Genomic DNA, 24,378 nt, shown 5'->3' with positions numbered 1-24,378 from the left:
CTTCTCGCGTTAATGGCGAGACAACGGCATCGAAAGAATGCGCGTTACCTTGCCAAGTATGTGCCGGTTACCGGAACCGGCCGACTACTGTCACTCGAACAAGTACCCACTGAGGGTCTCCGCAATTGATGAAAACGCGCGAAGCTTACGCCCCGATTTCTGCCGAGTAAACCGTAGGAAAGTTTCCGCATGATGAATAAGAAAGTTCTTCAGGATGGGTTCAGGAAGCGTCCCCTGGGCAGCGGACAATCGCAATCCAGAGATATCCGGTCGGTCTCGCTTTCCCAACCTCCCTTAGGTGAGTAGGCGTCAATCATCCCGCGTCAGCACTTCCAGCAACTCGATCTCAAAGTACAAATCACTGTTGGGCTTGATATGCGCACCCATCGAACGCTCGCCATACGCAAGGTGCGCCGGCACGAACAATTTACGCACCCCACCCACCTGCATCCCCATCAGGCCCTGATCCCAACCCTTGATCACACGCCCGGTGCCGATCACGCACTGGAAGGGCTTGCCGCGTTCCCAGGAGGAATCGAACACGGTGCCGTCCGCCAGCGTGCCGGTGTATTGAGTGGTGATCAGCGCGCCTTTGACCGCGGCCTTGCCGGAGCCTGGGCGGATGTCAGTGATCTGGAGTTCGTTGGAGTTCATGGAGGGCTCGTTGCTGGGACAAAGGCTGGGTTTTCCCAGAATTGAGGGCGATTGGCAAGTGTAGGAAGTGTCGCAGTCGTGACATTTCCCTTTAATTTGCAGGACGTTTCCGAGAGAATCCCAGCCGCTTGCGCCGCTCAAATCACGTGGCTAGTCTTCGCCGGTCACTGCCAATTCAGTGACTCGGGTTTGGTAGACCACGAATGATTAGGCGCAAAGCGCCCCCTTCTGTAAGGCGCTTTTTTTCGGCCCTGCGTTATGGTGGCCGTGCGCAGGGCACCTTCGGGTGCGCCGGGTCCTAATCACCGGTCTACCAATCTGCGTACGGTCACCGCCTTAAAATCGTTTGGTAGCGATGGTGGTGGCTTTCCAACTTAGATTAGGAGTTGAACCCATGGACAAACTTGTCCCCGCCCCACCGGCCTCAGAACCGCCATTTTTCACCACAACCCCGGACCTCAGTTTCGAAGATGCCCTGGCCCACGCCAGCAGCGTACTGCGTTGCGCAGCCGTGGCGGCACAGACGGCGGGCGAGCAACTGGATGGCACATCGAGGACGCTGGTGCTTTCGGTCATGCACTTGATAGACATGGCGAGCGTGATGGTGGATCGATCGCTGGAGTATGTACAACCGCGCTGAAACAACGCCAGCCCCAGTGGCCCGGGAGCATGTTCCATGCCTCCTGGGGCTGGCAGCAAAACTGCGACGCGCAGCGCCGCAACTCGTTGAAAATTACTACCAGAGATCTAAGAAAACAGAGAAAAGAAATGGGCTACAACGTGACAGGAATCACCTGACTTCCATTTAATTATCGGCCCGCCTCTTACTGAACATTCAACCACTTCCGGTTGCATAACAATAAGAGGTTTACCTCATGAACTCTCCAATAAGCCCCGCCCGCGTCGCCGTCATTCAGTTCGACCCACAGGTTGGAATAGCCAATCGAGAAGACAACCTGCGTCAAAGCCTCGCGCTCGCAGCCGAAGCGGCAAACGGTGGCGCCAATCTGATCGTGCTGCCGGAATTGTCCAATTGCGGATATTTCTTCAGCAGCCGGCAGGACGCATTCGATCACGCAGAGCCTGTGCCGAACGGACCAAGCGTTCGCGAATGGACGGACTTTGCCTGCAGGCACCAGGTGTACCTGGCAGCCGGTCTGAACGAGATAGACGGCAGTCAGCTGTTCAACACAGCAGTGTTGCTGGGACCCGATGGGTTCATAGGCAAGTACCGCAAAGCCCATCTATGGAACCTGGAAAAGCTCTGGTTCACACCCGGCGACACCGGGTTTCCGGTGTTTGAAACGCCCATAGGCCGCATCGGCCTGTTGATCTGCTGGGACATCTGGTTCCCGGAAGTGCCACGTATCCTCAGCCAACAAGGCGCCGATATTATCTGCAGCCTGAACAACTGGGTGTGGACGCCGCCGCCGCTGTTCGATGAAGCCGGCAAGTGCATGGCCTCGTACCTGACCATGACCGCCGCGCATGTGAACAACGTGTTTATCGCCGCCGCCAGCCGCATTGGCCAAGAGCGGGATGCACGCTACCTCGGCTGCTCGTTGATTGCCGGAACCAATGGCTGGCCGATCGGTGAAGTGGCGTCGGCCAATCGCCAGGAAATTCTATTTGCCGACATCGACGTCACCAGCGCCCGCAGCGCGCCGATCTGGAACAGCCTCAATGACCTGCAACGCGACCGACGCAATGATCTATACGATCAGATGCTGGGCTATGCCCATCATCCTGCCCTGCCTCGCTGAGCGGAGGGCCATTCATGGAGCCTTTACTGACCAAGAAGACGTCCGCGCGTTCACGCCTGGATATAACGGTCCTGACCCTGGGACTCATTGCGACCTTGTTGATGCTCTGGGTGGTCTCCAACCACCAGGGCTCATGGCCTGGCTACCGCGACATGGTCACGGCCCTGCCGCATCCGGCGGCGTGGTTGCGCTGGGTCACAGGCGATATCAGCGAGGTCGCGTTCTACAAGCATGAGCTGGCATCACTGGGCCTGCTGAGCGGCGCTTATCTGGCCTGGTGGGCAAGCCGACAGGGCAAAGCCTGGCAGGGCTTTTCCATCTCTTATGGCACTGGCTTATGGCCCTGGCTGGTGACCAGCTCATTGATCGGCCTATTGCTCAGTAACCTGCTGTGGGGCTGGAGTGTCACGGCAGACACTTGGCAGCCGACCTTCGCGGCGTTTGTTTCATTGCCGGCAGCGATGGTGCTGATGTTTGGCGGTGGCTGGAAGGTCACCCTCAACGGCGCAGTGCTGGGCGCGCTGCTGGTTACGCCCATGTGCCTGCTGATCGTGAACCTGGTGTGCGTACCGATGGGCCTGCCCGCTGTAATCGGCAACGTGCTGGGCATGGCAATCGGGAGCGTCCTTGCATTCATACTGTGCCATCGGGTGCCCTCGCTGGTGCGTTCGAACTGCATCGCCCCAGAGAGGCCGGCCCCTGTTGCGCCTGCTCGCTATGGTGTGGTCTGGAGCGTGCGTCGAGTGCTGGCCGACTTTTCCGAAGCGCCATTTTTCGGCAATGAACTGGCCAGTCTCGGTCTGTTGGCGGGTGCGTTGCTCGCCTATGCGCTCAACCCGATAAGTCCGGCGTATGGCTCGGGCCTGCTCTTGTACATGATCGGCGCACAGGCAATGACATCGGCAGCTGGGGTGGTGATATGGCGCCGGCAATGGATACGGCACGGCTGGTATCCCACCTACGTTCCGCTGGTGTCAGTGGTCCCGGCGGCTGTGCTGACCCATGGCGGAAGCTGGACGGTAATGGGAGCCAGTGCACTGCTTGGCGCACTGGTCGCACCACCGCTGGCCTTTGCGATTGCGTCGAGGCTACCCGGGCATTTTCACCCCTATATCGGCAACGTGATCTCAATGGCGTTGAGTACGCTGATGATCGTGCCCATCGTCGGCTGGTTGGCGAGTTGACATGTGCGTGGTCAGGGCATGCCCCTCACCACGCTCATTAAACGCTCGTAGGCCAAACGCACCAGTGCGCCAGGTGCATTCGTACCGCCCTCTCATGCATTTTCTTCGCACTATCGCGCACCAAGGCTGTCGGAATTTCATGCGCATTATTCAGGAGACAGCATGAGCCAGGACGTCCTTGCCAAAGAAACCAACCGCCGCCAATTGCAGCAAATCATCTCCGGGTTATCCGACGGTGTGATTCTGGCCGAGGTCGACCAGACCATCCTGTGGGCCAATGAGGCGGCGTTGACCATGCATGGCGTCGGCGACGTGATGGGGCTGGGCGCCAATGGGCAACAGTACGCCGAGCGTTTTTCTCTGCGCTACCGCAATAACCATCCATTGCAGGACGACAGCTACCCGTTGGCCCGTGCGGCGGCCGGTGACGAATTCAGCGACGTGATTGTGGAAGTCACGCCTACCGCCGCCCCGGACAAAACCTGGGTGCACCGCCTGCGCAGCCTGGTGATCACCGACTCACGGGGCGAACCTGAACTGCTCGTGCTGATCCTCAGCAACGCCACCCAATGGGCCAGTGCCGAGCAACGCTTCGAAAAAACGTTCAACGCCAACCCCGCGCCGGCGGTGATCTGCCGCTTGAGCGACCTGCGCTATATCAAGGTCAACCAGGGTTTTCTGGAGATGACCGGCTACAGCCGCGATCAGGTGATCGGCCGCTCGGTGTATGAGCTGGACGTGCTGGAACAGGCCGAGCGCAAAGACCTGGCCATTCAGCGCCTGGGCGAAGGCGCGACCATCCCGCAGATGGAAGCTGAACTGAAGCTCCCCAAAGGCGGCAGCAAGTTGGTGGTGGTCGCCGGCCAACCGCTGGACATGAACGAAGAAGATTGCATGCTGTTTTCCTTCATGGATCTTGAGCCTCGACGCAAGGCGGAGATCGCTCTGCGCCAGAGCGAAGAACGCTTCGCCAAGTCGTTTCGACTGACGCCGGTGCCGACCCTGGTGTGCAACGCCGATAATCGCCATGTGGTGGACGTCAACGAAGCCTTCATGAGCATCACTGGCTATATCAGCGAAGAGCTGATCGGAAGATCCATCGAAGAGATCGGCTTCATCGATAGCAATGCGACGTCCGAGCAATTGTTCGCCACCTTGGAAAAGGCCGGCAACCTGGACGGCCAAGACCTCAAGGTGCGTAAGAAAGGTAATGAGGTGATCGATTGCGTGGTCTCGGCCGACACCGTGGTCATCCAGGACGTGCCCTGCTACCTGCTGGTAATGATGAACATCACCGAGCGCAAGCGCTCGGAATTGGAGCTGGTAGCGGCCATCGAGGAAGTGATGCAGGACGCGTCGTGGTTCAGCCAGACGCTCATCGAAAAACTGGCCAACGCCAAAAGCGTCAACAGCCCCAACCTGCCAACGGTGAGCTTCACCGACCTCACCGCCCGCGAGCGCGATGTGCTGGGCCTGATCTGCGAAGGCTTGGCTGACAAAGAGATCGCCTCTCGCCTGAAACTGGCACCCAACACCGTGCGTAATCATGTGGCCACGGTGTACTCCAAGCTGGGGGTGCACAGCCGCAGTGCGGCAATAGTATGGGCGCGGGAACGCGGGCTGTTTGCAGGGGATCTACGGGTAAAAAACAAACGCTGACAGTGCAAATGCACCAGTGCCACTAGTGCGAATTCGCCTTATTGCCTGCGCCGACAATCCTTAACCTTCAGCCGGTAGGTACAGGGTGCTCTGACCTTGTGCCGTCGCTTTTTCATGCCTTGAAGGAAACTGCATGTTCACCCTCGCTCAACTGCGAAATTGCATCGAAGAAGGCCTGTCGCCACTGACCTGCGAATTTACCCTGTGTCGGGATGCCTCATTGACCCTCAAGGTCTATGACGCCGAAACCGGCCGAGTGGACCTGGTAGTGACCGGGATCAGCACCAACCGGCTGCAGACCCAAGAGCAAGTGAAAAAGATGGTGGAAGAGCTGCGCTACGAGTTGCAAAGCAACAATGTGGGCAAGCTCACGCTGGACGACCTTCCGTTATCGACCACGTAATAAAACCCGCTCTCCTGCGGCAGGTAACACGGCCGTTGCGGCCGGTTACCTTTATCCGAGGCACTTGACGTTACCAGAGGGTTACTTCTTGACGGGGGTAATCTCGAGGATCGTACCGTTGGTGGTTTTGAGCAGCACAAACTTGTCGCCCACACGCGTCCATTGGCTTTCTTCCTCTGGCTGCTTGAGGCCGCGTTTTTTCCAGTCGGTGACCGCCGACTCCTTGCGCATCAGCATATCCGGCGCGCGATCGCCCTCTTTCAAATCACGGGCGTTAATGTTGGAAGGTTGCACGGTTTCCTGCGGAGTATCACCGGCCTGCGCGACAAAGCTGGCGGTGGACAGGCTGGCGGCGACCAGCAGGCAGGCGGTTAGAATTTTGGATTTCATGGGTGCTCCTTCAATGAATGATGCGTACCCAGGTTCAGACCCCTGGCGCGCGCAATCATTCACCGCATGAAATCCGCTTGATATCGCGCACTGTGCTTGTGCCACTCCAGGTTCCCCGCGATCCAGGCTTTGAGCCCGTTGAGATAACGCTTCAATAACGGACTTGCCTCTTTGAGCAGTACACGCTCCGCCGCTTCGTATTCCAGCATCACGCCGTCATGGATATCAGCAATCCTGTCTATCGCCTCTTGAAGCGAGCACTGGTGTTGTGCCGCAAGCAGATACGGCAGTTTGAACGTACCCACCTCGTTCAAATGCTCCTTATAGGCCGAGTACAAATCGTTGACTAATGTGGTCGCTAGCGCCGCCAGCGCAGTGACTCGGTGGACCTGCGGCTGCGAATACAGATTAGCCGGGACTTCATAGCCACCGATGGCGTCAATCAATACCAGGCACGGCCAGAAGCTGTTGATATGCCGACTGGCAAGGTACTCAGCGACGGTCGGCCGGGAGTCATAAACACGCCACGCCCCCTCGGCGGCCATTGCCACAAACATCGCGATACTGATTTGACGCACCCTGGCGACTTGGGACGGCGTGCAAAACTGGCCGACGCGCTGCATATAGGCGCGCAGCCCCACCAGTACCGGATCGCCGTTGAGCTGGATCTCCAGTTGGGCGTCGAAGGGCGTGGGCAGGTAAGCGGGGTCCATGGCGGCAATCGCGAACGATAAACGCGGGGCGACCTGACCGGGGTCGCAACCCAGTGAGCGGTCATCGCAGTAATGGTCGTCGACGGCAAACAGCGCCGCCAGGCACTGGCCTTGCAACAACAGGCGGTCGGGATCGTCGGTGTCCACATGACACAACATGGCATAGCGACCGAAATCCGAGGCGCGGATGTTGTCCCACTTGCCAGGGAAAATGCCGATGTGTTCAATCCATTCCATCAGTCGTTCATTCACCACCCGCCCCAATGCGTTATCTATGCGCATGGGAGATGGGCAACGAAGCGCACGCACCTTTAAAGGCGGAATAACCGACGGTGGGGCAGCCGAAAATGGGTCCATAGCAATATGCCTGATCGTTGTGACTGGGCGATACCGCTGACCCGACTGCGTGAGTGATGTCTAGGAAAATTAGCCAAGAACTTAACGTTTCGCCATGTCGAGGTTAGAACAGGTGGCTCTCTCTGCCTATTTACCTGATTGACGGGCACTTCATCACGGGCCTCGCCACCGGGATCGCCCACCGATGTGTCGATTGCCATCGTGAAATTAATGCTGTAATTTTTCATGAAATTTTACGAAATAAATTTCATGACCCCACAAGAAGAACTCGCCACCCTTGCCGCGCTGATCCATGACTTGCGCAAGCACAAGAAGCTCACCCTCGCCCAGCTGGCGCAGAAAATCGAGCGCTCGGTAGGCTTTCTCTCTCAGGTCGAACGCGGTTTGTCGCGCCCGACCGTGGCCGACCTGACCGCCATCAGCCACGCCCTCGACGTGCCCACCACCTACTTCTACAGCCAGCCCAAGCCCAAGGCGATTGAGTGGGTAACCCGCCCCAGCGAGCGGCGCACGGTGTATTACGCCAATGGCATCACCGACATCCTGGTGTCGCCGAGCATGAGCGGCGCTTTTTCCATCCTCGACAGTCTGCTGGCGCCGGGCGCCAACAGCGGTGAACAGACCATGAGCGACCGCGCCGAACAGGCCGGTTTTGTGCTGGAAGGCGAATTGACGCTGTGGGTAGACGGTGAAAACGACGCGGTCACGCTCGGCCCCGGCGACAGCTTTCACCTGGCCAGTTTCGCCCATTGCCGCTACGCCAACCTCACCGACCTGCCCGCCCGCGTGCTGTGGGTTTACAACTAGGAGCATTACCCGTGAAAAGCCAATCCGCCACGCTGCTGGCCGAAGTACGGACCTTTCGCCAGCATCATCCGGACGTGCGTTATGTCGACTTGATCGCCCTGGACATTCCCGGGCATTTCTATGGCAAACGCTACCCGATCGAGATGCTCGAAAAGGTCGCCGCCGGCAGCCCGTTGAAGCTGCCGCAGAATGCCGTGCTGCTCGGCGCTCAAGGCGGCCTGTTCAAGATTGGCGACTACTGCTTCCACGATGGCGACCCGGACGCGAATCGGCGTCTGGTGCCGGGCACGCTCAAGCCGGTGAGCTGGGAATCGCAGCCCCTGGGCCAGATGCTGATCACCTCCGACGGCACCGAAGCCCCTATCGAATTCGAACCCCGCGAAGTGCTGGCCAAGGTGCTGCAGCGCCTGCACCACAAGGGCATCCATCCGGTGGTGGCGTTCGAACTGGAGTTTTATCTGTTCGACAAAACCCTCGATCATGGCCTACCGCAATTTGCCCGTGACCCGCTGAGCGACGACGCCGACGACCAGCCCACCCTGCACATTGATCGACTGTCGCGCTTCTCAGGCGTCCTGGACGACATGGCGCAGACGGCCAAGGACCAGGGCATCGACATCACGGTGATTACCGCCGAACTCGGCCCCGGCCAGTTCGAAATCAATTTCGGCCACCTCGACGACGGCCTGCGCGCCGCCGACTGGGCCGCGCTGTTCTGCCGCAGCACGCGCGGCGTGGCCCTCAAGCACGGTTACCGCGCCAGCTTCATGGCCAAGCCGTACTTGCAATACCCTGGCAGCGGCATGCACGTGCACGTCAGCCTGTATGACGGCGCGGGCAACAACCTGCTGGCGGCGCATCAGCAGCAACCGCTGCGCCACGCGGTGGCCGGGTGCCTGGAATTGCTGCCCCATTGCATGCCGATCTTCTCGCCCAACCACAATGCCTTCCGCCGCCTGGGCGGCACCGTCAACGCCGCCACCCGCGCCTGCTGGGGTTTCGAGGACCGCGATGCGTGCGTTCGCATCCCCGACTCCGACCCGCGCAACCTGCGGATCGAACACCGTCTGGCCAGCGCCGATGCGAACCCGTATTTGGTGCTGGCGGCGATCCTCGCCGGCCTGGAACATGGCCTCGACGCCCAGCGCGAGCCCATCGCCCCGCTGAACGAAGACCGCAACAGCGGCGCCGACTTCCCATTGGACATGCTCGACGCCGTACGCACCATGCAGCAGCACGCCAGCGTGCGCGATAAGCTGGGCGCCGAATTTGTCGACGTGTATTGCGAGAACAAGCGCCAGGATCATCTGGCCTTTCAACAAGAAATCAACGCGCGGGAATACCGCTGGTTTCTTTAACCTCGGCTCACCACAGGGGGAACGGCGCACACAGTGGTTGTGGTGAGGGGGCTTGTCGAATCGTCGCACCGCCCGCGCTGGGCCGCGAAGCGGCCCCAATACAGGCGCTGAGATTTTGTGTTGGGTCAGCGTTCAGTTTCAGGGCCGCTTCGCAGTCCGGCGCTCAATTGGACTCACCGAGCAACAGCTTTTGCTCCCGCGCGCACAGCTCCACCACGTAATCCCACAACACCCGCAGCCGCACCGACTTGTGCAACTCGCGACGCGAGCTGATCCAGTAGCTGCGCTGAATCCGCTCCCCCGGCAGCAACGGCACCAATTGCGGGTCGGACGCCGCCATAAAGCACGGCAACACTGCAATCCCCAGCCCCGAGCGCGCGGCGTGGTGTTGGGCAATGACACTGGTGCTGTGGAACACCACTTTGGGGTTGCGGCAAAAGCTGCTGAGCAGTTTGAGTTCCTGGCTGAACAGCAGGTCATCGACGTAATCGATCCAGGCATGGGTGGCGAGGTCTTCGCGTTTTTCGATGGGCGGGTGGCGGTCCAGATAGGCGCGACTGGCGTAGAGGGCCAGGCGGTAGTCGGTGAGTTTGCGGGTAACGAGTTGGTCGACGCTGGGGCGTTCGAGGTGGATGCTGATCTCCGCTTCGCGGTTGAGGATGCTGACGAAGCGCGGCACAGCCACCAGTTCCACTTCCAGCCCCGGATAACGTTCGAACAGGCCGCCCATGCGTCCGGCGAGGAACATCACACCCAGGCCTTCAGCCACACCGAGGCGGATCTTGCCCAGGGGCGCGGCGGTGTGGGTGAGTTCGTCTTCGGCCAGCAGCGCGACGTTTTCCATGGCTTCGGCGTGCTTGAGCAGGGCTTCGCCGGAAGGGGTCAACTCGTAACCGTGGGCGTGCTGCACGAACAGTGCGGTGCCCAGGCTCTTCTCGATGGCCTCGATATGCCGCGCCACCGTGGCGTGGGTGGTCTTCAGGCGCTGGGCGGCGGTGAGCAGACGACCGCTGCGTTGCAATTCGAGAAAAAACCGCAAGTCATTCCAGTCGAACATGTCGCCTCCTGTGCGTGGGCCGTCGCAGCGCTGTTTATAAACGCACAGCAGCTGGGTAAAAACTAACATTTTTAAGACGAAAACTAACAACTAGGATGGGGGCAATAAGAAAAACAAGCGAGACTTCAGATGCCCACTGCAGCTGCTGAATATGATTACGTCGTAGTAGGCGCCGGCCCCGCCGGTTGCCTGCTGGCCAATCGACTGTCCGCCAACCCCGCCCACCGCGTACTGCTGTTGGAAGCCGGCGGCCGCGACAACTATCCCTTGATCCACATCCCCGTCGGCTATCTGTTCTGCATCGGAAACCCGCGCACCGACTGGTGCTTCAAAACCGAAGCCCAGCCGGGCCTGCAGGGGCGCGCGTTGAGCTATCCGCGAGGCAAAGTGCTGGGCGGTTGCTCCTCCATCAACGGCATGATCTACATGCGCGGCCAGGCCCGTGACTACGATGGCTGGGCCGCCGAAGGCAACGCCGGCTGGGCGTGGAAGGACGTACTGCCGCTGTTCAAGCACAGCGAAAACCACTTTGCCGGTGGCTCGGAATTTCACAGTAATGGCGGCGAATGGCGCGTCGAACAGCAACGACTGTCGTGGCCGATCCTGGATGCTTTTCGCGAAGCGGCAGCGCAAAGCGGCATCGCTAATGTCAGCGATTTCAACCAGGGCGATAACGAAGGCTGCGGCTACTTCCAGGTCAATCAGAAGGCCGGGGTGCGCTGGAATGCGGCCAAGGCGTTCCTCAAACCCGTCCGCCAACGCCCCAATCTCACCGTGATCACCGAAGTGGAAGTCGACCGTGTGCTGCTGGAAAACGGGCGTGCCTCTCAAGTGGCCGGGCGCCGGCTCGGCCAGCCCGTGAGTTGGAAAGCCCGCCGGGAGATCATCCTGTGCGCCGGTTCGGTGGGCTCGCCGGGCATCCTGCAACGTTCGGGAATCGGGCCGTCCAAAGTGCTCAACCCCTTGGGCATCAATGTGCTGCACGAATTGCCCGGCGTGGGCGGCAACCTGCAGGATCACTTGCAGCTGCGGCTGATCTACAAACTGGAAAACGCGCGCACCCTCAACCAGATCGCCGGCACCGTGTGGGGCAAGATGGGCATGGGCCTGCGTTACCTGTACGACCGCAGCGGCCCGTTGTCGATGGCGCCCAGTCAGCTCGGCGCGTTTGCGCGCTCGGGGCCGGAGCAGGCCTCGGCCAACCTCGAATATCATGTGCAGCCGTTGTCCCTGGAGCGCTTCGGCGAACCGTTGCACGGCTTTCCCGCGTTCACCGCCTCGGTGTGCGATCTGCGCCCGCACAGCCGTGGCCGGGTCGATATCCGCTCGGCCAACCCGGCGGACGCGCCACTGATCCAGCCCAACTACCTCAGCCACCCCGAAGACCTGCGCGTGGCCGCCGATGCCATCCGCCTGACGCGGCGCATCGTCGCGGCGCCGGCCTTGAGCCAGTTCAAACCGGTGGAATACTTGCCGGGCGAGTCGCTGCAAACCCAAGAGCAACTGCACGAAGCCGCCGCGCGCATCGGCACGACGATTTTCCACCCGGTGGGCACTTGCCGCATGGGCAGCGATAAAGACGCGGTGGTCGACGCCCAATTGCGCGTGCATGGCATCCCCGGCCTGCGTGTCGCCGATGCCTCGATCATGCCGCGCATCACTTCAGGCAATACCTGCTCACCCACGCTGATGATCGCGGAAAAAGCCGCGCAGCTGATCCTTTCGCCGAACACAAGGAGCTTCGCACCGGAGAAAGAACCGGTTCACGCAATCTGAATAGCGGCGCCACACCCGGCGCCGACAGTGGAACAACAATAAATAATCACTGTGAGGGCTACCCGATGTCAGACCACGCTCAACCCCTGGGCTCGGCAATAAACGCGAGCACCGGCAACGATTCCAAAAAAGTCATCTTCGCCTCGTCCCTGGGGACGGTGTTCGAGTGGTATGACTTTTTCCTCTACGGCGCCCTCGCGGCGGTGATCAGCAAACAGTTCTTTGCCGGGGTCAACGACACCACGGCGTTTATCTTTGCCTTGATGGCCTTCGCGGCCGGCTTTGTGGTGAGGCCGTTCGGCGCACTGGTGTTCGGCCGCCTGGGCGACATGATCGGGCGCAAATACACGTTCCTGGTGACCATCATCCTGATGGGCGTGGCGACCTTCTGCGTCGGGCTGTTGCCCAACTACGCCAGCATCGGCATTGCCGCGCCGATCATCCTGATCGTGCTGCGCATGCTGCAGGGCCTGGCGCTGGGCGGTGAATACGGCGGTGCCGCCACGTATGTCGCCGAGCACGCACCGGTCGGCAAGCGCGGGTTCCACACCAGCTGGATCCAGTCCACCGCCACCATCGGCCTGCTGCTTTCACTGTTGGTGGTACTGGCATGCCGCTATTTCACCGGAGACCAGTTCGAAGTCTGGGGCTGGCGGATTCCGTTCCTGTTTTCCATCGTGCTGCTGGGCATCTCCACCTGGATCCGCATGAGCCTGCATGAGTCGCCGGCCTTTCTGAAAATGAAAGAGGAAGGCAAGGCCAGCAAGGCGCCGATCCGCGAGTCGTTCGGTAAATGGGAAAACCTCAAAGTGGTGCTGATCGCGCTGTTCAGCATCAACGGCGGGCAGGCCGTGACCTTCTACGCGGCGCAGTTCTACGTGCTGTTCTTCCTCACCCAGTTCCTGCGGATGGACCCGGCCCTGGCCAACATGCTGCTGATTATCAGCGTGGTAATTGGCGCGCCGTTCTTCATCCTGTTCGGCTGGCTGTCGGACAAAATCGGGCGCAAACCGGTGCTGATGCTCGGCCTGCTGCTTGCCACTGCGCTGTATTTCCCGATCTTCAAGGGCCTGGCGCACTACACCAACCCGGCGATGGACCAGGCCAGCCGCCAGGCGCCGATCACCGTGCTGGCCGACCCGGCCACCTGCACCTTCCAATTCGACCCGGTGGGCAAGGCGCGGTTTGACAGCCCATGCGACAAGGTCAAGACCTTTCTGGTCAAACAAGGCCTGCCTTACACCAGCGCCGCCGCGCCGGCCGGCAGCCCGGTACAGGTGAGCGTGGGCGATGTGCGCATCGACGGTTTTGACGAAGCGGCCCTGCGTGGCGCCGTGACCCTGGCCGGTTACCCGTCTTCGGCGGATGCGGCGCAGGTCAACAAAGTCATGGTGGTGGCGCTGATCGTGCTGCTGATCCTGATCGCGGCCATGTGCTACGGCCCGCTGGCGGCGTTGATGGTGGAGCTTTTCCCGACACGCATCCGCTACACCTCGATGTCCCTGCCCTACCACATCGGTAACGGTTGGTTCGGCGGGTTCCTGCCGACCGTATCGTTTGCGCTGGTGGTATACACCGGCGATATCTTCTACGGCCTGTGGTACCCGGTGGTGGTGACGGGGGTGAGCCTGATTGTCGGGTTGTTCTGCCTTAAGGAAACGCGACATGTGGATATCGATAGCAACTGAATAAGCGGCAAGCGGCAAGCTTCAAGCTGCAAGTAAAAGCCAATCGGCTCTTTCTTGCCGCTTGCAGCTTGCCGCTTGAAACCCCCAGCTGTACATCCATACAGATAATGGTTGCTCAAATCCATCCGACTGAGCATCCTGCAAAGCATCAACCCGATCTGATGTGATGACCATGCGGCTGTACCTTTGTGAAAAACCCTCCCAGGCCAAGGACATTGCGGCGGTGCTCGGTGCCGGTCGTCGTGGCGATGGGTGTTGGCTGGGCAATGGGGTCACCGTCACCTGGTGCATTGGGCACCTGCTGGAAACCGCCCCGCCCGATGCCTACGACGCCAAGTACAAGCGCTGGGTGCTGGCCGACCTGCCGATCGTGCCGGACAAATGGAAGATGCTGGTCAAACCCAAGACCGCCAGCCAGTTCAAGGCGGTCAAGCGCTTGCTGGGGGAAGCCCAGGAACTGGTGATCGCCACCGACGCCGACCGTGAGGGCGAGATGATCGCCCGCGAGCTGGTGGAGCATTGCCGCTATCGGGGGCCGATCCAGCGGTTGTGGTTGTCGGCGCTGGACGACGCTTCGATTCGCAAGGCGCTGGCCGCCCTCAAGCCCGGCGCAGACACCTTCAGCCTGTACCACTCGGCCCTGGGCCGCTCCCGCGCCGACTGGCTGATCGGCATGAACATGAGTCGTCTGTTCACGCTGCTGGGGCGTCAGTCCGGTTATCAAGGCGTGTTGCCGGTAGGCCGGGTGCAAACGCCCACCTTGCGCCTGGTGGTGGACCGCGACCGCAGCATCGCCGATTTCGTCCCGGTGGCTTACTGGGCCATCGATGTGGACCTGCGCCACGCACACATGACCTTCACGGCCCAATGGCGCGCCGCCGAGGATGCCTGCGACGACCAGGGCCGCTGTCTCAACCCGCAACTGGCGCAGGCCGCCGCCGATGCCATGGGCAACGCCACCAGCGCGCGCCTGGTAAAGCTGCGCACCGAACGCATGCGCGAGGTGGCGCCCTTGCCTTTCGACCTGGGCACTCTGCAGGAAATCTGCTCGAAGAAACTCGGCCTCGGCGCACAGGAAACGCTGGACATTGCCCAATCCCTCTACGAAACCCACAAGGTCATCACCTACCCGCGCAGCGATTGCGGCTACTTGCCGCTGAGCCAGCACGGCGAGGCACCGAAGATTCTCTCCGCGCTGGGACGTGCCGATACGGCGGTCGGCGACCTGATGCCGCATATCGATCCCCAGCGGCGCTCGCGGGCATGGAACGATGCCAAAGTCAGCGCCCACCACGGCATCATTCCCACCGGGGCCGGCAAGGATGTGGGCCAGCTCAGCGGCAAGCACCGCGCGGTGTACACCTTGATTCGCGCACGCTATCTGGCGCAGTTCCTGCCCAACCACGAATACGATCGCACTCAGGCGGATTTCGACTGCGCCGGTTTTGCCCTGCGCGCGGTGGGCAAAGTGGTGATCGAGCCAGGCTGGAAACGCGCCCTGCCCGAAGCACTCGCACCCACCAAGGGCCGCGAAGCGCCAGCGCCCCAGGCCCTACCGGCGCTGGTGCAGGGCCAGGATTACGCAGTAGCCAAGGTCACGCTCAAGGACCTGTGGACCCAGCCACCCAAACCCTTTACCGAAGGCGACCTGATCAAGGCGATGAAAAACGTGGCCAAACTGGTGGAGGACCCGCTGCTCAAGCAAAAGCTCAAGGACACCACCGGCATCGGCACCGAAGCCACTCGCGCCGGTATTATCCAGGGGCTGCTCGACCGCGGTTACCTGGTCAAGAACGGCAAGGCGCTGGCCGCCACGCCAGCGGCATTCAGCCTGATCGACGCGGTGCCCCGCGCCATCGCCGACCCCGGCACCACCGCCATCTGGGAACAAGCGTTGGACATGGTGCAAAGCGGTGAAATGAGTCTGGAGGAATTCGTCGCCAAACAGGCGGCCTGGATGAGCAAGCAGGTGGCGCGTTGCAATGGCCTGCGCATGACCATCACCGGCCCGGCCAGCCCGGCAGGCCGAGGAGCGACGCCGTGGAAAAACAAACGCAAGGCAGCCGCTCGCAAGACATCGACCAGCCCAAAACGGGCAAAAAAACCGGTAAATAGCGGATAAACACCAAAAAAAGCGGGCCAGTGACGTTTTTCGACAGGTTTAACGCCGCATTGGTCCTTGCTAGCACGCAGGCCGTCTAGGATTCTGTAGGGGTTGCACTGAATTCCTGATAACAACAACACCGGAGTGGCCGCCATGAAAACCGTTGCACAGCTGCTGAAAGCCAAAGACCAGAAAAACCAGGACGTCCACACCATCCAATGGGATCACACTGTGTTTGAAGCCCTGATGCGGATGTCGGAAAAAAACGTGGGGGCATTACCGGTCGTCCGAGACAACGAAGTGGTGGGCATCATCAGCGAGCGTGACTACGCGCGCAAAATCATGCTTAAGGGCCTGTCGTCGCTGACCACCAAGGTGCACGAGGTGATGAGCGCGCCGGTGATCACGGTGGATACCCATAAACGCGTCGAAGAATGCATGAACATCATGACCGACAGTCACCTGCGTCACCTGCCCGTGGTCGAAGACGGCAAATTGCTGGGCCTGCTCTCTATCGGTGATCTGGTCAAGGAGGCCATCGCCGAGCAGGCTGACCTGATCAGGCAACTGGAGCAGTACATCCGCGGCGAATAGGAGAAACCATGCTCGAATCCCTGGCGCATCAGCAGGACCACCTCGACACCCTGTATCGGGCCATGGCCGATCGGCGCTTTCTGGTGTTGACCGGTGCAGGCATCAGCACGCCCTCAGGCATCCCGGACTACCGCGACCGCGAAGGCGTGCGCCGAGGCAAGGCGCCGATGATGTACCAGGAATTCCTGGCCACCCCGCAGGCGCGGCGGCGTTACTGGGCGCGCGCCATGCTGGGCTGGCCGCGCGTACGCGTCGCACAACCGAATGCAGCGCATCGGGCGCTGGCGACGCTACAACAACGCCGGCGCATCAGCGGGTTGATTACGCAAAATGTCGACGCCCTGCACGATCAGGCCGGCAGCCAGGAAGTGATCGAACTGCACGGCAGCCTGCACCGCGTGCTGTGCCTGGACTGCCAGCAGCGCAGCCAGCGCGATGCGATCCAGCATCTGATGGAAACCCAGAATCCCTACCTGGCGGGCGTCGATGCCGTACAGGCGCCCGATGGCGACACGCTGCTCGACCCAGCCTTCGAAGCGCGCTTTGAGGTGCCCCACTGCCCGCATTGCAACGGCGAACGGTTGAAACCGGACGTGGTGTTTTTCGGTGAGAACGTCGCCCCGCCTACTGCCGCCAAGGCAATGGCGGCGGTGGAACAGGCTGAAGGATTGCTGGTGGTGGGCTCCTCGCTGATGGCCTATTCGGCGTTTCGCTTGTGCAAGGCCATGGTCGAGCAAGGCAAACCGGTCATCGCCATCAACCTGGGTAAGACCCGAGGCGATGAGTTGTTGCAGGTAAAGATCGAAGGCTCGTGCGAGCAGCTTCTCCCCTTGCTGGCGGACCGTTTGCAGTAGCTCCCCTTCTCCACCGCAGCGACCGACCAGCGCAAAAAATGACGCTTGAGTCACGCCCCTGCCGTATCTCCCCGTCCCCACGACGAATTATGTAGTGAGCAAAAATAATCACTACATAACCGTTGACGTAACCTTTTTGTCCTTGCATGATCAAGGCGTCTCCCGGATCGGGAGCGTTGGTAACAAGCGTTTTGAAAGAGCTCGTCTGACCGCCGAGCTGTTTTTTCCGGATGTGCACTGCCCACAAGGCAGATTGATGAAGCTGACCGACCTCGAAAGAGCACGGTACAAGAAGCTCGAATGCTCCTTGTCTTCGTTATGAAAGCATTGCGTAGCAGTTCATCAGCAAGACTACATGCATCAGGTTCAAGACCCTGCCCGTATTCGGCAGACAGTTACTGACGCCCGGTTATTGAAGCCGGAGACAACTAAGCAGTTTTAACGGAACCAACTGATAGATCGCCAACTGGTCAAGGGGCTTACACATGAATCTGAACAACCAACCAACTATCGATGAATTGGCTGAGATGTTCGCAGCGCAGAAAGACACACTCGACGACCATATCCTGTGGATTGGCAAATCGGGCGAAGTCAAGATCGACTGCCTGGCGCCCCACACCGAAGAAGCCGAGTTCGACCGTAACAACCGTGAACTGGCGGCGCGCTTGAAGATGTATCGCCGCGGCCAGGGTTATGTCGGCAAGAAGGCCGCTGCCGATCGCAACTTTATCGAACAAGTATTCGACACACTTAACAATGCCTGGGAGTCTTTCAAAGACAGCTCTCAAGTAAAAGTGATTGATCGCTACTACTAGAAACACCTCGTTCAATGTGGGAGCTGGTTTGCCTGCGATAGCCATTAACGTTCAACAACAGTGTTGAAGTTAAAGTGTTATAACAGGCAAGCCATCTCCCACACTTGTTTGCGCCGCGGGTCAAAACGTTGGAAATCGGCCCTTGCCCGCCTCATCGCGAAAAATATCGAACATCACTTGTGCCGCCGCCGACAATTCATGCCCTGGCTTGGTCAGCACACCAATCGGTCGTTCGATCACCGGATCACGCAAGGTAATGCAATGCGCGCCAGCCTCCTCCATCTGCCTGGCGCACAACGCCGGCACGGCACTGACGCCCAAGCCGCTGGCTACCATTTTGCCCACAGTCGCCAATTGATGGCTTTCCAGTGCGACCGGCAGTTTCATCCGTAGCGCACCCAAATGCTCCTCCAGCATCACCCGGACCGTGGACGGCCGTTGCAAGGTGATGAAGGGGTGTTCCAGCAAGGTTTCCCAACCGATCTCGTCGCACTGCGCCAGCGGCGAATCCCCCGGCACGACCGCAATGAAACGATCCAGATACAACGGAGTAAAAGCCAGCGACGATCCTTCAGACGGCTCGAACGCCACGCCCAGCTCAACCTGGCGATCGCGCACCATCTCCAATACCTGCTCGTTGATCAAGTCGTGCACCGTCACGTTCACCTGTGGGTAACGCGCGCGGAATATCTTCAGGATCGGTGGCAACAGGTTGCCAGCAAACGACGGCATCGCCGCCACTGTGACGCGCCCGCGCTGCAACGTGAAGCGTTGGCGCAACTCATCCTCGGCGTTATCCCAATCGGCCATCAGTCGGCGCGCCAGGGGCAGCAGCGATTCACCCTCCGGGGTCAACGCCACGTTGCGTGTATTGCGGCTGAACAATCGCCCGCCCAAACCCTCTTCCAGGCCTTTGATGGTCAGGCTCAGCGCCGACTGGGAGAGGTGCAGACGCTCGCAGGCGGCAGCGAAACTCAGGCTCTGTGCCACGGCGAGGAAGGCACGCAGCTGTTTCACGGTCATGACGGTTCTCCGAGCGACGCTTCGACTATGCTGTTTTCTAAATCAATCAACCTTAAAAAACAACTTAACAAATCAATTCATCAGCGCAACACTCGGGCCATTGGCTGGCCCACAAACAATAAAAGAGGTGCATATGGCAGGTTTCGATAAACGCGTGGCGTCCTATGAAGAGGCGCTGGCAGGCCTGGAAGATGGCATGACGGTACTCGCCGGCGGCTTCGGCTTGTGCGGCATCCCGGAAAATCTCATTGCCGAAATCAAGCGCAAAGGCACCCGTGAGCTGACCGTGGTCTCCAACAACTGCGGCGTCGACGGTTTTGGCCTGGGCGTGCTGCTGGAAGAAAAACAGATTCGCAAAGTGATCGCGTCCTACGTCGGTGAAAACGCGCTGTTCGAGAAGCAGTTGCTCAGCGGCGAAATCGAAGTGGTGCTGACGCCCCAAGGCACTCTCGCCGAAAAAATGCGCGCAGGCGGTGCCGGTATCCCGGCGTTCTTTACCGCCACCGGCGTCGGCACCCCAGTGGCTGAAGGCAAGGAAACCCGCGAGTTCAACGGTCGCCCTTACCTGATGGAAGAATCCATCACCGGCGACTTCGCCATCGTCAAAGGCTGGAAAGCCGACCACTTCGGTAACGTGATCTACCGCCACACCGCTCAGAACTTCAACCCGCTGGCCGCTACCGCCGGCAAGATCACCGTGGTCGAAGTCGAGGAAATCGTCGAACCGGGCGAGCTGGACCCGGCGCAGATCCATACTCCTGGCATCTACGTCGATCGGATCATCTGCGGCACCTTCGAGAAGCGCATCGAACAGCGCACCGTGCGCAAATAATCCGCCTCCAGCCCGAACAATAAGGACACACAAAATGGCTCTTACCCGCGAACAAATGGCCCAGCGCGTCGCCCGCGAGATGCAGGACGGCTTTTACGTCAACCTCGGTATCGGCATTCCGACCCTGGTGGCCAACTACATCCCAGATGGCATGGAAGTCATGCTGCAATCGGAAAACGGCCTGCTCGGCATGGGTCCGTTTCCGACCGAAGACACCATCGACGCCGACATGATCAACGCCGGCAAACAGACCGTCACCGCGCGCATCGGTGCGTCGATTTTCTCTTCCGCCGAATCCTTCGCGATGATTCGCGGCGGCCATGTCGACCTCACCGTGCTCGGCGCGTTTGAAGTGGACGTGCAGGGAAACATCGCGTCGTGGATGATCCCCGGCAAACTGGTCAAGGGCATGGGCGGCGCCATGGACCTGGTGGCCGGCGCGGAAAACATCATTGTGATCATGACCCACGCGTCCAAGGACGGTGAATCCAAGTTGCTCGATCGTTGCAGCCTGCCGCTGACCGGTGCCCACTGCATCAAGCGCGTGCTAACGGACCTGGCGTACCTGGAAATCGAAAATGGCGCTTTTGTCCTCAAGGAACGCGCACCTGGCGTCAGCGTTGAAGAGATTGTGAGCAAGACCGCCGGTAAACTGATCGTCCCGGACCACGTTCCAGAAATGCACTTCCAGTGAGGACAGATTCCATGCAAGACGTCGTGATTGTTGCTGCCACCCGCACCGCCGTGGGCAGCTTTCAAGGTTCGCTGGCCAGCATCCCGGCTCCGGAACTGGGCGCTGCCGTGATCCGTCGCCTGTTGGAGCAGACCGGCCTGGACCCGGCCGAGGTCGATGAAGTGATCCTCGGCCAAGTGCTCACCGCAGGTTCGGGCCAGAACCCGGCACGCCAGGCCTCGATACTCGCCGGCCTGCCCCACGCGGTGCCGAGCCTGACCTTGAACAAGGTCTGCGGCTCGGGCCTCAAGGCGCTGCATCTCGGTGCCCAGGCCATCCGCTGCGGCGACGCCGACGTCATCATCGCCGGCGGCATGGAGAACATGAGCCTGGCCCCCTACGTACTGCCTGCCGCGCGCACGGGCTTGCGCATGGGCCACGCCAAGATGATCGACAGCATGATCACCGACGGCCTGTGGGACGCGTTCAACGATTATCACATGGGCATTACCGCCGAGAATCTGGTGGACAAATACGGTATCAGCCGCGAAGCACAGGATGCCTTTGCCGCCGCCTCGCAGCAAAAGGCCACTGCCGCCATCGAGGCCGGGCGGTTTGTCGATGAGATCACTCCGATCCTGATCCCTCAGCGCAAGGGCGACCCGATTACCTTCGCCGTGGATGAGCAACCGCGCGCCGGCACCACGGCCGAGTCCCTGGCCAAGCTCAAGCCGGCCTTCAAGAAAGACGGCAGCGTTACGGCGGGCAACGCCTCCAGTCTCAACGACGGCGCCGCTGCGGTGCTGTTGATGAGTGCCGACAAAGCCAAGGCCCTGGGGTTGCCGGTGTTGGCCCGAATCGCCAGCTACGCCAATGCGGGCGTGGACCCGGCGATCATGGGCATCGGTCCGGTCTCGGCCACCCGCCGTTGCCTGGACAAGGCCGGTTGGCAGCTCAGCGACTTGGATCTGATCGAAGCCAACGAAGCCTTCGCCGCGCAATCCCTGGCGGTGGGCAAGGAGCTGGAGTGGGATGCGGACAAGGTCAACGTCAACGGCGGCGCCATCGCCATCGGCCACCCGATTGGCGCCTCGGGTTGCCGTGTGCTGGTGACCCTGCTGCACGAAATGATCAAGCTCGATGCCAGGAAAGGCCTGGCGACCCTGTGCATCGGTGGCGGCCAAGGCGTAGCCCTGGCGCTCGAACGCAGCTGATAAAAGCGCAGCGCAGCTCACGTGTGGGAGGGGCTGCCCCTCCCACATTAGATCGTCATGGCTGGTCAGGGTGAGGCACTGCGAACTCCGCATTCCAAGCCATCACCGTCAGCCCTATTGCACGAGGCTTTGCGTTAATACGCCGGACCCGCTTTAATCGCCGCCAACGTCTCCGCCCCCCAAGGAACCGCAATGCGCCATCTGGACGGCAACCCTCGCCCGCTTCGCGTCCCGTTATTGATTCTGCTGGCTGGCCTGGTACTGGTCGGCTGCTCGCCCAAGGAGCATTCCCGCGCCGCCGCCATCAATGGCGAACAAGGCCGGGCCGGGGCACAACTGGCCTACGAACATGAATTGACCCTGGCCTTGCCCGGCGCCCTGCTCGCGCCGCGCATGCAGGCCACCCGTGAGGCTTGTGAATCCGCACGGTTCGGCGCCTGCAATATCCTCGGCATTACCGAAGACGGCAATGGCGGGGCAATCATCCTGCGGATCGCGCCGACCGGTGTGGAACCGATGGTCAGGCTGGCCGCCGAAGGTGGAACGCTCGGACAGCGCGTCACCACGGCCGAAGATCTGGCTGACGCGGTGGCTGATGTAGGTCGCCGCCGGGATCGCCTGCAAGCCCAGCAACAGCGCCTCGATGAACTGGCCCAGCGCAAAGACATCAGCGTCAGCGACCTGATCGCCTTGAGCAAGGAACAGGCGAGCATTGAAAACGAACTGCAGGCACTCGCCCAGGTTGCCGCCGGCCAGCAGCGCCGCCTGGACACCAACCGCGTCACTCTCAACTTCCGCTCTTACGACGGCGCGAACCAGTCGTCACGCTTGAGTCGAATGTTCAGCAACCTGGGCACTAACCTGGTGGACGGCACCGCAGACGCCCTGGAGCGCGCCAGCTATGTGCTGCCGTTCTTGATCCTGGCATTCCCGGTGGTATGGCTGTGGGTGTGGCTGTGGCGCCGGGTTGTGGTGAAGCGCAAAAACACCTGACGGGATTGAAATGACCAGCCCTCAGCGCTTCATGCAGCGCTGATAACGCTCATCCACGCGCTTGGCAAACCACGCCGTGGTCAGGTTGCGAGTGATCTTCGGGCTTTTGAGCACAATCCCCGGCAGAATCGCGCGCGGCATGGGTTTGCCCGCGGCCTTGTCGGCAAGCGCAAACACACGTTGGTACAGGGTGGTTTCCTCGAAATCCAACTGTTCACCTTGCTCCAGTTGGCTGCGGATGCTGGGGTTGCGCATGTCCAGCTTCGCGCCCAACGAACGCACCGCCAGCTCAGTGGTGCCGGGCAGCAATGAGCCGTAGCGTATCAAATCCCCATCCAGTGCCAGTTCGATCCCCGAAGCCCGACTGACCGCCGCCTGGAACGCCGCATTGCGGCTGGCGTACCACCCGGCGTTAAAGTCGGCGAAGCGGTACAGCGGCTGATCATAGTTCACCGGGTAGCCCAGCAAATGGGCAATGCCAAAGTACATGCCGCCGCGACGGGTGAACACTTCACGTCGGATCGAACCGTCCACGGTGTAGGGATAATTCCGCGCCTGTTTCTGCGCAAAGTCGATGCTCACCTGCATCGGTCCGGCCGTGTGAACCGGGTTGAAACCGCCGAACAGCGTCTTGCCCAACGGCACCATGCTGATGAAGTCATCGAAGATACCGCTCAGGTCTTTCTCCGTGCGCGCGGCGCTCAGGCGCTCGGCGTAGCTCTTGCCGGTGGGCGAATTCAGTTGCAATGCGCTGCGCACCACAAAGGCCGGCACATGCACCTTGCCGGCACGGCGCAAGATTTCATCCTGGGCGATTTTGCCCATATTGGGCACCGGCGGGTCGACCTGGAAGGTGGACTCCTGCTCGGTCACCGCCAGCACCGCGCAGATATTTTCGGTGCTCGGGTAAATTTTCTGGGTATCAAAGGCCGTGTAGATATCCTGGGCCCAGCCATTGCGGTCCGTAACGTTGGCCGGCAGCAACCGCACGATCTGCGCCTTGACCTCGGCTTCGCTGCGTTCCGGTTGCTGCGGACCTCGGGCGGTGGAGCAACCCGCCAGTACCAGCAAGGGCAAAAGGCAGAGGATCAGGCGGCTTGAATACATGAAGATTCCTTGAGTGACGGCGGGCCGTGAGTTGCACGTTTCGACAGGTAAGTCTAACCAGGGTTCGTGGGTTCGGTAGGCTAGCCCGTTACGACCGGATGTGACAGCTGCCGAAACATCCCACGCAAGCGCCGGATAAGCTCTACTCCCCTGCCCCATAAACCTCTGCAAAGTCCCTCGCCTGATCACACAGTGCGAGGGATTGCAGATGGTTTTTTTCGTTATGGCCCTGATTGATAGGGCCGCCTCATGATGGGCGCGACCAGCGAAGCCATTGGCTTTCTGGTACTCGCCGCCCTGGATGCAAAGACCCGCGACGTCGAGTCCGTGCTCAGGGATTTTCGCGGATGCCTCAATAGT

At 60.6% G+C, this 24,378-nt stretch carries 23 protein-coding genes; 17 read left to right on the top strand and 6 right to left on the bottom strand.

The window, feature by feature from the left end; all coding sequences use genetic code 11:
* Nucleotides 1-309: 309 nt before the first annotated feature.
* Complete coding sequence (locus QRN10_RS19305) at nucleotides 310-654, bottom strand: FKBP-type peptidyl-prolyl cis-trans isomerase (RefSeq protein WP_266248815.1); 345 nt, start codon at nucleotides 652-654, stop codon at nucleotides 310-312.
* 394 nt (nucleotides 655-1,048) lie between these two features.
* On the opposite strand from QRN10_RS19305, the gene QRN10_RS19300 reads away from it, so the two are divergent.
* The 5 genes from QRN10_RS19300 to QRN10_RS19280 all read left to right on the top strand — a co-directional run bounded on the left by QRN10_RS19300 (nucleotide 1,049) and on the right by QRN10_RS19280 (nucleotide 5,663).
* Nucleotides 1,049-1,294, top strand: a complete 246-nt coding sequence (locus QRN10_RS19300) for a DUF6124 family protein (protein WP_181080754.1) — start codon at nucleotides 1,049-1,051, stop codon at nucleotides 1,292-1,294.
* A 235-nt stretch (nucleotides 1,295-1,529) separates the two neighbouring features.
* Nucleotides 1,530-2,417, top strand: a complete 888-nt coding sequence (locus QRN10_RS19295) for a nitrilase family protein (protein WP_181080753.1) — start codon at nucleotides 1,530-1,532, stop codon at nucleotides 2,415-2,417.
* A gap of 14 nt (nucleotides 2,418-2,431) precedes the next feature.
* Nucleotides 2,432-3,601, top strand: coding sequence for a hypothetical protein (locus QRN10_RS19290; RefSeq protein ID WP_181080752.1), 1,170 nt, complete (start codon nucleotides 2,432-2,434; stop codon nucleotides 3,599-3,601).
* Between the two features lie 162 nt (nucleotides 3,602-3,763).
* On the top strand, nucleotides 3,764-5,260 hold the full coding sequence (locus tag QRN10_RS19285; protein WP_181080751.1) for a helix-turn-helix transcriptional regulator: 1,497 nt from the start codon (nucleotides 3,764-3,766) through the stop codon (nucleotides 5,258-5,260).
* A gap of 133 nt (nucleotides 5,261-5,393) precedes the next feature.
* Nucleotides 5,394-5,663: a DUF1652 domain-containing protein gene (locus tag QRN10_RS19280; RefSeq protein WP_181080750.1), complete on the top strand. Its 270-nt coding sequence runs from the start codon at nucleotides 5,394-5,396 to the stop codon at nucleotides 5,661-5,663.
* Between the two features lie 81 nt (nucleotides 5,664-5,744).
* On the opposite strand, the gene QRN10_RS19275 is transcribed toward QRN10_RS19280, so the two are convergent.
* Both QRN10_RS19275 and QRN10_RS19270 read right to left on the bottom strand, forming a co-directional pair.
* Nucleotides 5,745-6,053 (bottom strand): RcnB family protein, encoded by a 309-nt coding sequence (locus QRN10_RS19275; protein WP_181080749.1) that lies wholly within the window; start codon nucleotides 6,051-6,053, stop codon nucleotides 5,745-5,747.
* A gap of 59 nt (nucleotides 6,054-6,112) precedes the next feature.
* The gene (locus tag QRN10_RS19270; RefSeq protein WP_266248809.1) at nucleotides 6,113-7,003 is read right to left on the bottom strand and encodes a terpene synthase family protein; all 891 of its coding nucleotides are present in this window, start codon (nucleotides 7,001-7,003) and stop codon (nucleotides 6,113-6,115) included.
* Nucleotides 7,004-7,372: 369 nt separating this feature from the next.
* On the opposite strand from QRN10_RS19270, the gene QRN10_RS19265 reads away from it, so the two are divergent.
* On the top strand, nucleotides 7,373-7,930 hold the full coding sequence (locus QRN10_RS19265; protein ID WP_285428919.1) for a helix-turn-helix domain-containing protein: 558 nt from the start codon (nucleotides 7,373-7,375) through the stop codon (nucleotides 7,928-7,930).
* Nucleotides 7,931-7,941: 11 nt separating this feature from the next.
* Nucleotides 7,942-9,288 carry a glutamine synthetase family protein gene (locus QRN10_RS19260; RefSeq protein WP_181080746.1) on the top strand — a complete coding sequence of 449 codons (1,347 nt, stop codon included), beginning with the start codon at nucleotides 7,942-7,944 and terminating at the stop codon, nucleotides 9,286-9,288.
* Nucleotides 9,289-9,451: 163 nt separating this feature from the next.
* On the opposite strand, the gene QRN10_RS19255 is transcribed toward QRN10_RS19260, so the two are convergent.
* The gene (locus QRN10_RS19255) at nucleotides 9,452-10,345 is read right to left on the bottom strand and encodes a LysR family transcriptional regulator (RefSeq protein ID WP_181080745.1); all 894 of its coding nucleotides are present in this window, start codon (nucleotides 10,343-10,345) and stop codon (nucleotides 9,452-9,454) included.
* 129 nt (nucleotides 10,346-10,474) lie between these two features.
* Here QRN10_RS19255 and QRN10_RS19250 point away from each other — a divergent pair, with 129 nt between their 5' ends.
* The 6 genes from QRN10_RS19250 (at nucleotide 10,475) to QRN10_RS19225 (ending at nucleotide 18,176) form a co-directional block, all read left to right on the top strand.
* On the top strand, nucleotides 10,475-12,121 hold the full coding sequence (locus QRN10_RS19250) for a GMC family oxidoreductase (RefSeq protein ID WP_285428918.1): 1,647 nt from the start codon (nucleotides 10,475-10,477) through the stop codon (nucleotides 12,119-12,121).
* Between the two features lie 65 nt (nucleotides 12,122-12,186).
* Complete coding sequence (locus tag QRN10_RS19245) at nucleotides 12,187-13,809, top strand: MFS transporter (RefSeq protein WP_181080743.1); 1,623 nt, start codon at nucleotides 12,187-12,189, stop codon at nucleotides 13,807-13,809.
* A 172-nt stretch (nucleotides 13,810-13,981) separates the two neighbouring features.
* Complete coding sequence (locus QRN10_RS19240; RefSeq protein WP_285428917.1) at nucleotides 13,982-15,931, top strand: DNA topoisomerase III; 1,950 nt, start codon at nucleotides 13,982-13,984, stop codon at nucleotides 15,929-15,931.
* A 135-nt stretch (nucleotides 15,932-16,066) separates the two neighbouring features.
* Nucleotides 16,067-16,507 carry a CBS domain-containing protein gene (locus QRN10_RS19235; RefSeq protein ID WP_181080740.1) on the top strand — a complete coding sequence of 147 codons (441 nt, stop codon included), beginning with the start codon at nucleotides 16,067-16,069 and terminating at the stop codon, nucleotides 16,505-16,507.
* A gap of 8 nt (nucleotides 16,508-16,515) precedes the next feature.
* Nucleotides 16,516-17,361 (top strand): NAD-dependent protein deacetylase, encoded by an 846-nt coding sequence (locus QRN10_RS19230; RefSeq protein ID WP_181080739.1) that lies wholly within the window; start codon nucleotides 16,516-16,518, stop codon nucleotides 17,359-17,361.
* A 485-nt stretch (nucleotides 17,362-17,846) separates the two neighbouring features.
* Entirely contained in the window at nucleotides 17,847-18,176 is a 330-nt protein-coding gene (locus tag QRN10_RS19225) for a hypothetical protein (RefSeq protein WP_034097212.1), read from the top strand.
* 120 nt (nucleotides 18,177-18,296) lie between these two features.
* Here the strand turns inward: QRN10_RS19225 and QRN10_RS19220 are convergent, their stop codons facing one another.
* On the bottom strand, nucleotides 18,297-19,199 hold the full coding sequence (locus tag QRN10_RS19220) for a LysR family transcriptional regulator (protein WP_181080738.1): 903 nt from the start codon (nucleotides 19,197-19,199) through the stop codon (nucleotides 18,297-18,299).
* A gap of 133 nt (nucleotides 19,200-19,332) precedes the next feature.
* On the opposite strand from QRN10_RS19220, the gene QRN10_RS19215 reads away from it, so the two are divergent.
* The 4 genes from QRN10_RS19215 to QRN10_RS19200 all read left to right on the top strand — a co-directional run bounded on the left by QRN10_RS19215 (nucleotide 19,333) and on the right by QRN10_RS19200 (nucleotide 22,911).
* Complete coding sequence (locus QRN10_RS19215; protein WP_034097208.1) at nucleotides 19,333-20,031, top strand: CoA transferase subunit A; 699 nt, start codon at nucleotides 19,333-19,335, stop codon at nucleotides 20,029-20,031.
* A gap of 34 nt (nucleotides 20,032-20,065) precedes the next feature.
* On the top strand, nucleotides 20,066-20,725 hold the full coding sequence (locus QRN10_RS19210; RefSeq protein WP_034097206.1) for a CoA transferase subunit B: 660 nt from the start codon (nucleotides 20,066-20,068) through the stop codon (nucleotides 20,723-20,725).
* Nucleotides 20,726-20,736: 11 nt separating this feature from the next.
* The gene (locus QRN10_RS19205; RefSeq protein ID WP_285428916.1) at nucleotides 20,737-21,918 is read left to right on the top strand and encodes an acetyl-CoA C-acetyltransferase; all 1,182 of its coding nucleotides are present in this window, start codon (nucleotides 20,737-20,739) and stop codon (nucleotides 21,916-21,918) included.
* A gap of 192 nt (nucleotides 21,919-22,110) precedes the next feature.
* Entirely contained in the window at nucleotides 22,111-22,911 is an 801-nt protein-coding gene (locus QRN10_RS19200; protein WP_285428915.1) for a DUF4349 domain-containing protein, read from the top strand.
* Between the two features lie 21 nt (nucleotides 22,912-22,932).
* Here QRN10_RS19200 and QRN10_RS19195 read toward each other — a convergent pair whose 3' ends face one another.
* Entirely contained in the window at nucleotides 22,933-24,018 is a 1,086-nt protein-coding gene (locus tag QRN10_RS19195) for a DUF1615 domain-containing protein (RefSeq protein WP_285428914.1), read from the bottom strand.
* Between the last annotated feature and the right edge of the window lie 360 nt (nucleotides 24,019-24,378).

This window comes from Pseudomonas sp. lyk4-R2A-8, assembly GCF_030209095.1.
In the GTDB taxonomy this organism is placed as follows: domain Bacteria; phylum Pseudomonadota; class Gammaproteobacteria; order Pseudomonadales; family Pseudomonadaceae; genus Aquipseudomonas; species Aquipseudomonas quebecensis.
This window is presented reverse-complemented; position numbering and strand designations above follow the sequence as displayed.

Excerpts from the sequence above, each read along its gene's own strand:
- QRN10_RS19195 (WP_285428914.1), bottom strand. The coding sequence starts at position 24,018 with ATGTATTCAAGCCGCCTGATCCTCTGCCTTTTGCCCTTGCTGGTACTG.
- QRN10_RS19220 (WP_181080738.1), bottom strand. The coding sequence starts at position 19,199 with ATGACCGTGAAACAGCTGCGTGCCTTCCTCGCCGTGGCACAGAGCCTG.
- QRN10_RS19200 (WP_285428915.1), top strand. The coding sequence starts at position 22,111 with ATGCGCCATCTGGACGGCAACCCTCGCCCGCTTCGCGTCCCGTTATTG.
- QRN10_RS19270 (WP_266248809.1), bottom strand. The coding sequence starts at position 7,003 with ATGGAATGGATTGAACACATCGGCATTTTCCCTGGCAAGTGGGACAAC.
- QRN10_RS19205 (WP_285428916.1), top strand. The coding sequence starts at position 20,737 with ATGCAAGACGTCGTGATTGTTGCTGCCACCCGCACCGCCGTGGGCAGC.
- QRN10_RS19295 (WP_181080753.1), top strand. The coding sequence starts at position 1,530 with ATGAACTCTCCAATAAGCCCCGCCCGCGTCGCCGTCATTCAGTTCGAC.
- QRN10_RS19290 (WP_181080752.1), top strand. The coding sequence starts at position 2,432 with ATGGAGCCTTTACTGACCAAGAAGACGTCCGCGCGTTCACGCCTGGAT.
- QRN10_RS19230 (WP_181080739.1), top strand. The coding sequence starts at position 16,516 with ATGCTCGAATCCCTGGCGCATCAGCAGGACCACCTCGACACCCTGTAT.
- QRN10_RS19215 (WP_034097208.1), top strand. The coding sequence starts at position 19,333 with ATGGCAGGTTTCGATAAACGCGTGGCGTCCTATGAAGAGGCGCTGGCA.
- QRN10_RS19240 (WP_285428917.1), top strand. The coding sequence starts at position 13,982 with ATGCGGCTGTACCTTTGTGAAAAACCCTCCCAGGCCAAGGACATTGCG.
- QRN10_RS19235 (WP_181080740.1), top strand. The coding sequence starts at position 16,067 with ATGAAAACCGTTGCACAGCTGCTGAAAGCCAAAGACCAGAAAAACCAG.
- QRN10_RS19275 (WP_181080749.1), bottom strand. The coding sequence starts at position 6,053 with ATGAAATCCAAAATTCTAACCGCCTGCCTGCTGGTCGCCGCCAGCCTG.
- QRN10_RS19210 (WP_034097206.1), top strand. The coding sequence starts at position 20,066 with ATGGCTCTTACCCGCGAACAAATGGCCCAGCGCGTCGCCCGCGAGATG.
- QRN10_RS19265 (WP_285428919.1), top strand. The coding sequence starts at position 7,373 with ATGACCCCACAAGAAGAACTCGCCACCCTTGCCGCGCTGATCCATGAC.
- QRN10_RS19250 (WP_285428918.1), top strand. The coding sequence starts at position 10,475 with ATGCCCACTGCAGCTGCTGAATATGATTACGTCGTAGTAGGCGCCGGC.
- QRN10_RS19255 (WP_181080745.1), bottom strand. The coding sequence starts at position 10,345 with ATGTTCGACTGGAATGACTTGCGGTTTTTTCTCGAATTGCAACGCAGC.
- QRN10_RS19280 (WP_181080750.1), top strand. The coding sequence starts at position 5,394 with ATGTTCACCCTCGCTCAACTGCGAAATTGCATCGAAGAAGGCCTGTCG.
- QRN10_RS19300 (WP_181080754.1), top strand. The coding sequence starts at position 1,049 with ATGGACAAACTTGTCCCCGCCCCACCGGCCTCAGAACCGCCATTTTTC.
- QRN10_RS19225 (WP_034097212.1), top strand. The coding sequence starts at position 17,847 with ATGAATCTGAACAACCAACCAACTATCGATGAATTGGCTGAGATGTTC.
- QRN10_RS19285 (WP_181080751.1), top strand. The coding sequence starts at position 3,764 with ATGAGCCAGGACGTCCTTGCCAAAGAAACCAACCGCCGCCAATTGCAG.
- QRN10_RS19245 (WP_181080743.1), top strand. The coding sequence starts at position 12,187 with ATGTCAGACCACGCTCAACCCCTGGGCTCGGCAATAAACGCGAGCACC.
- QRN10_RS19305 (WP_266248815.1), bottom strand. The coding sequence starts at position 654 with ATGAACTCCAACGAACTCCAGATCACTGACATCCGCCCAGGCTCCGGC.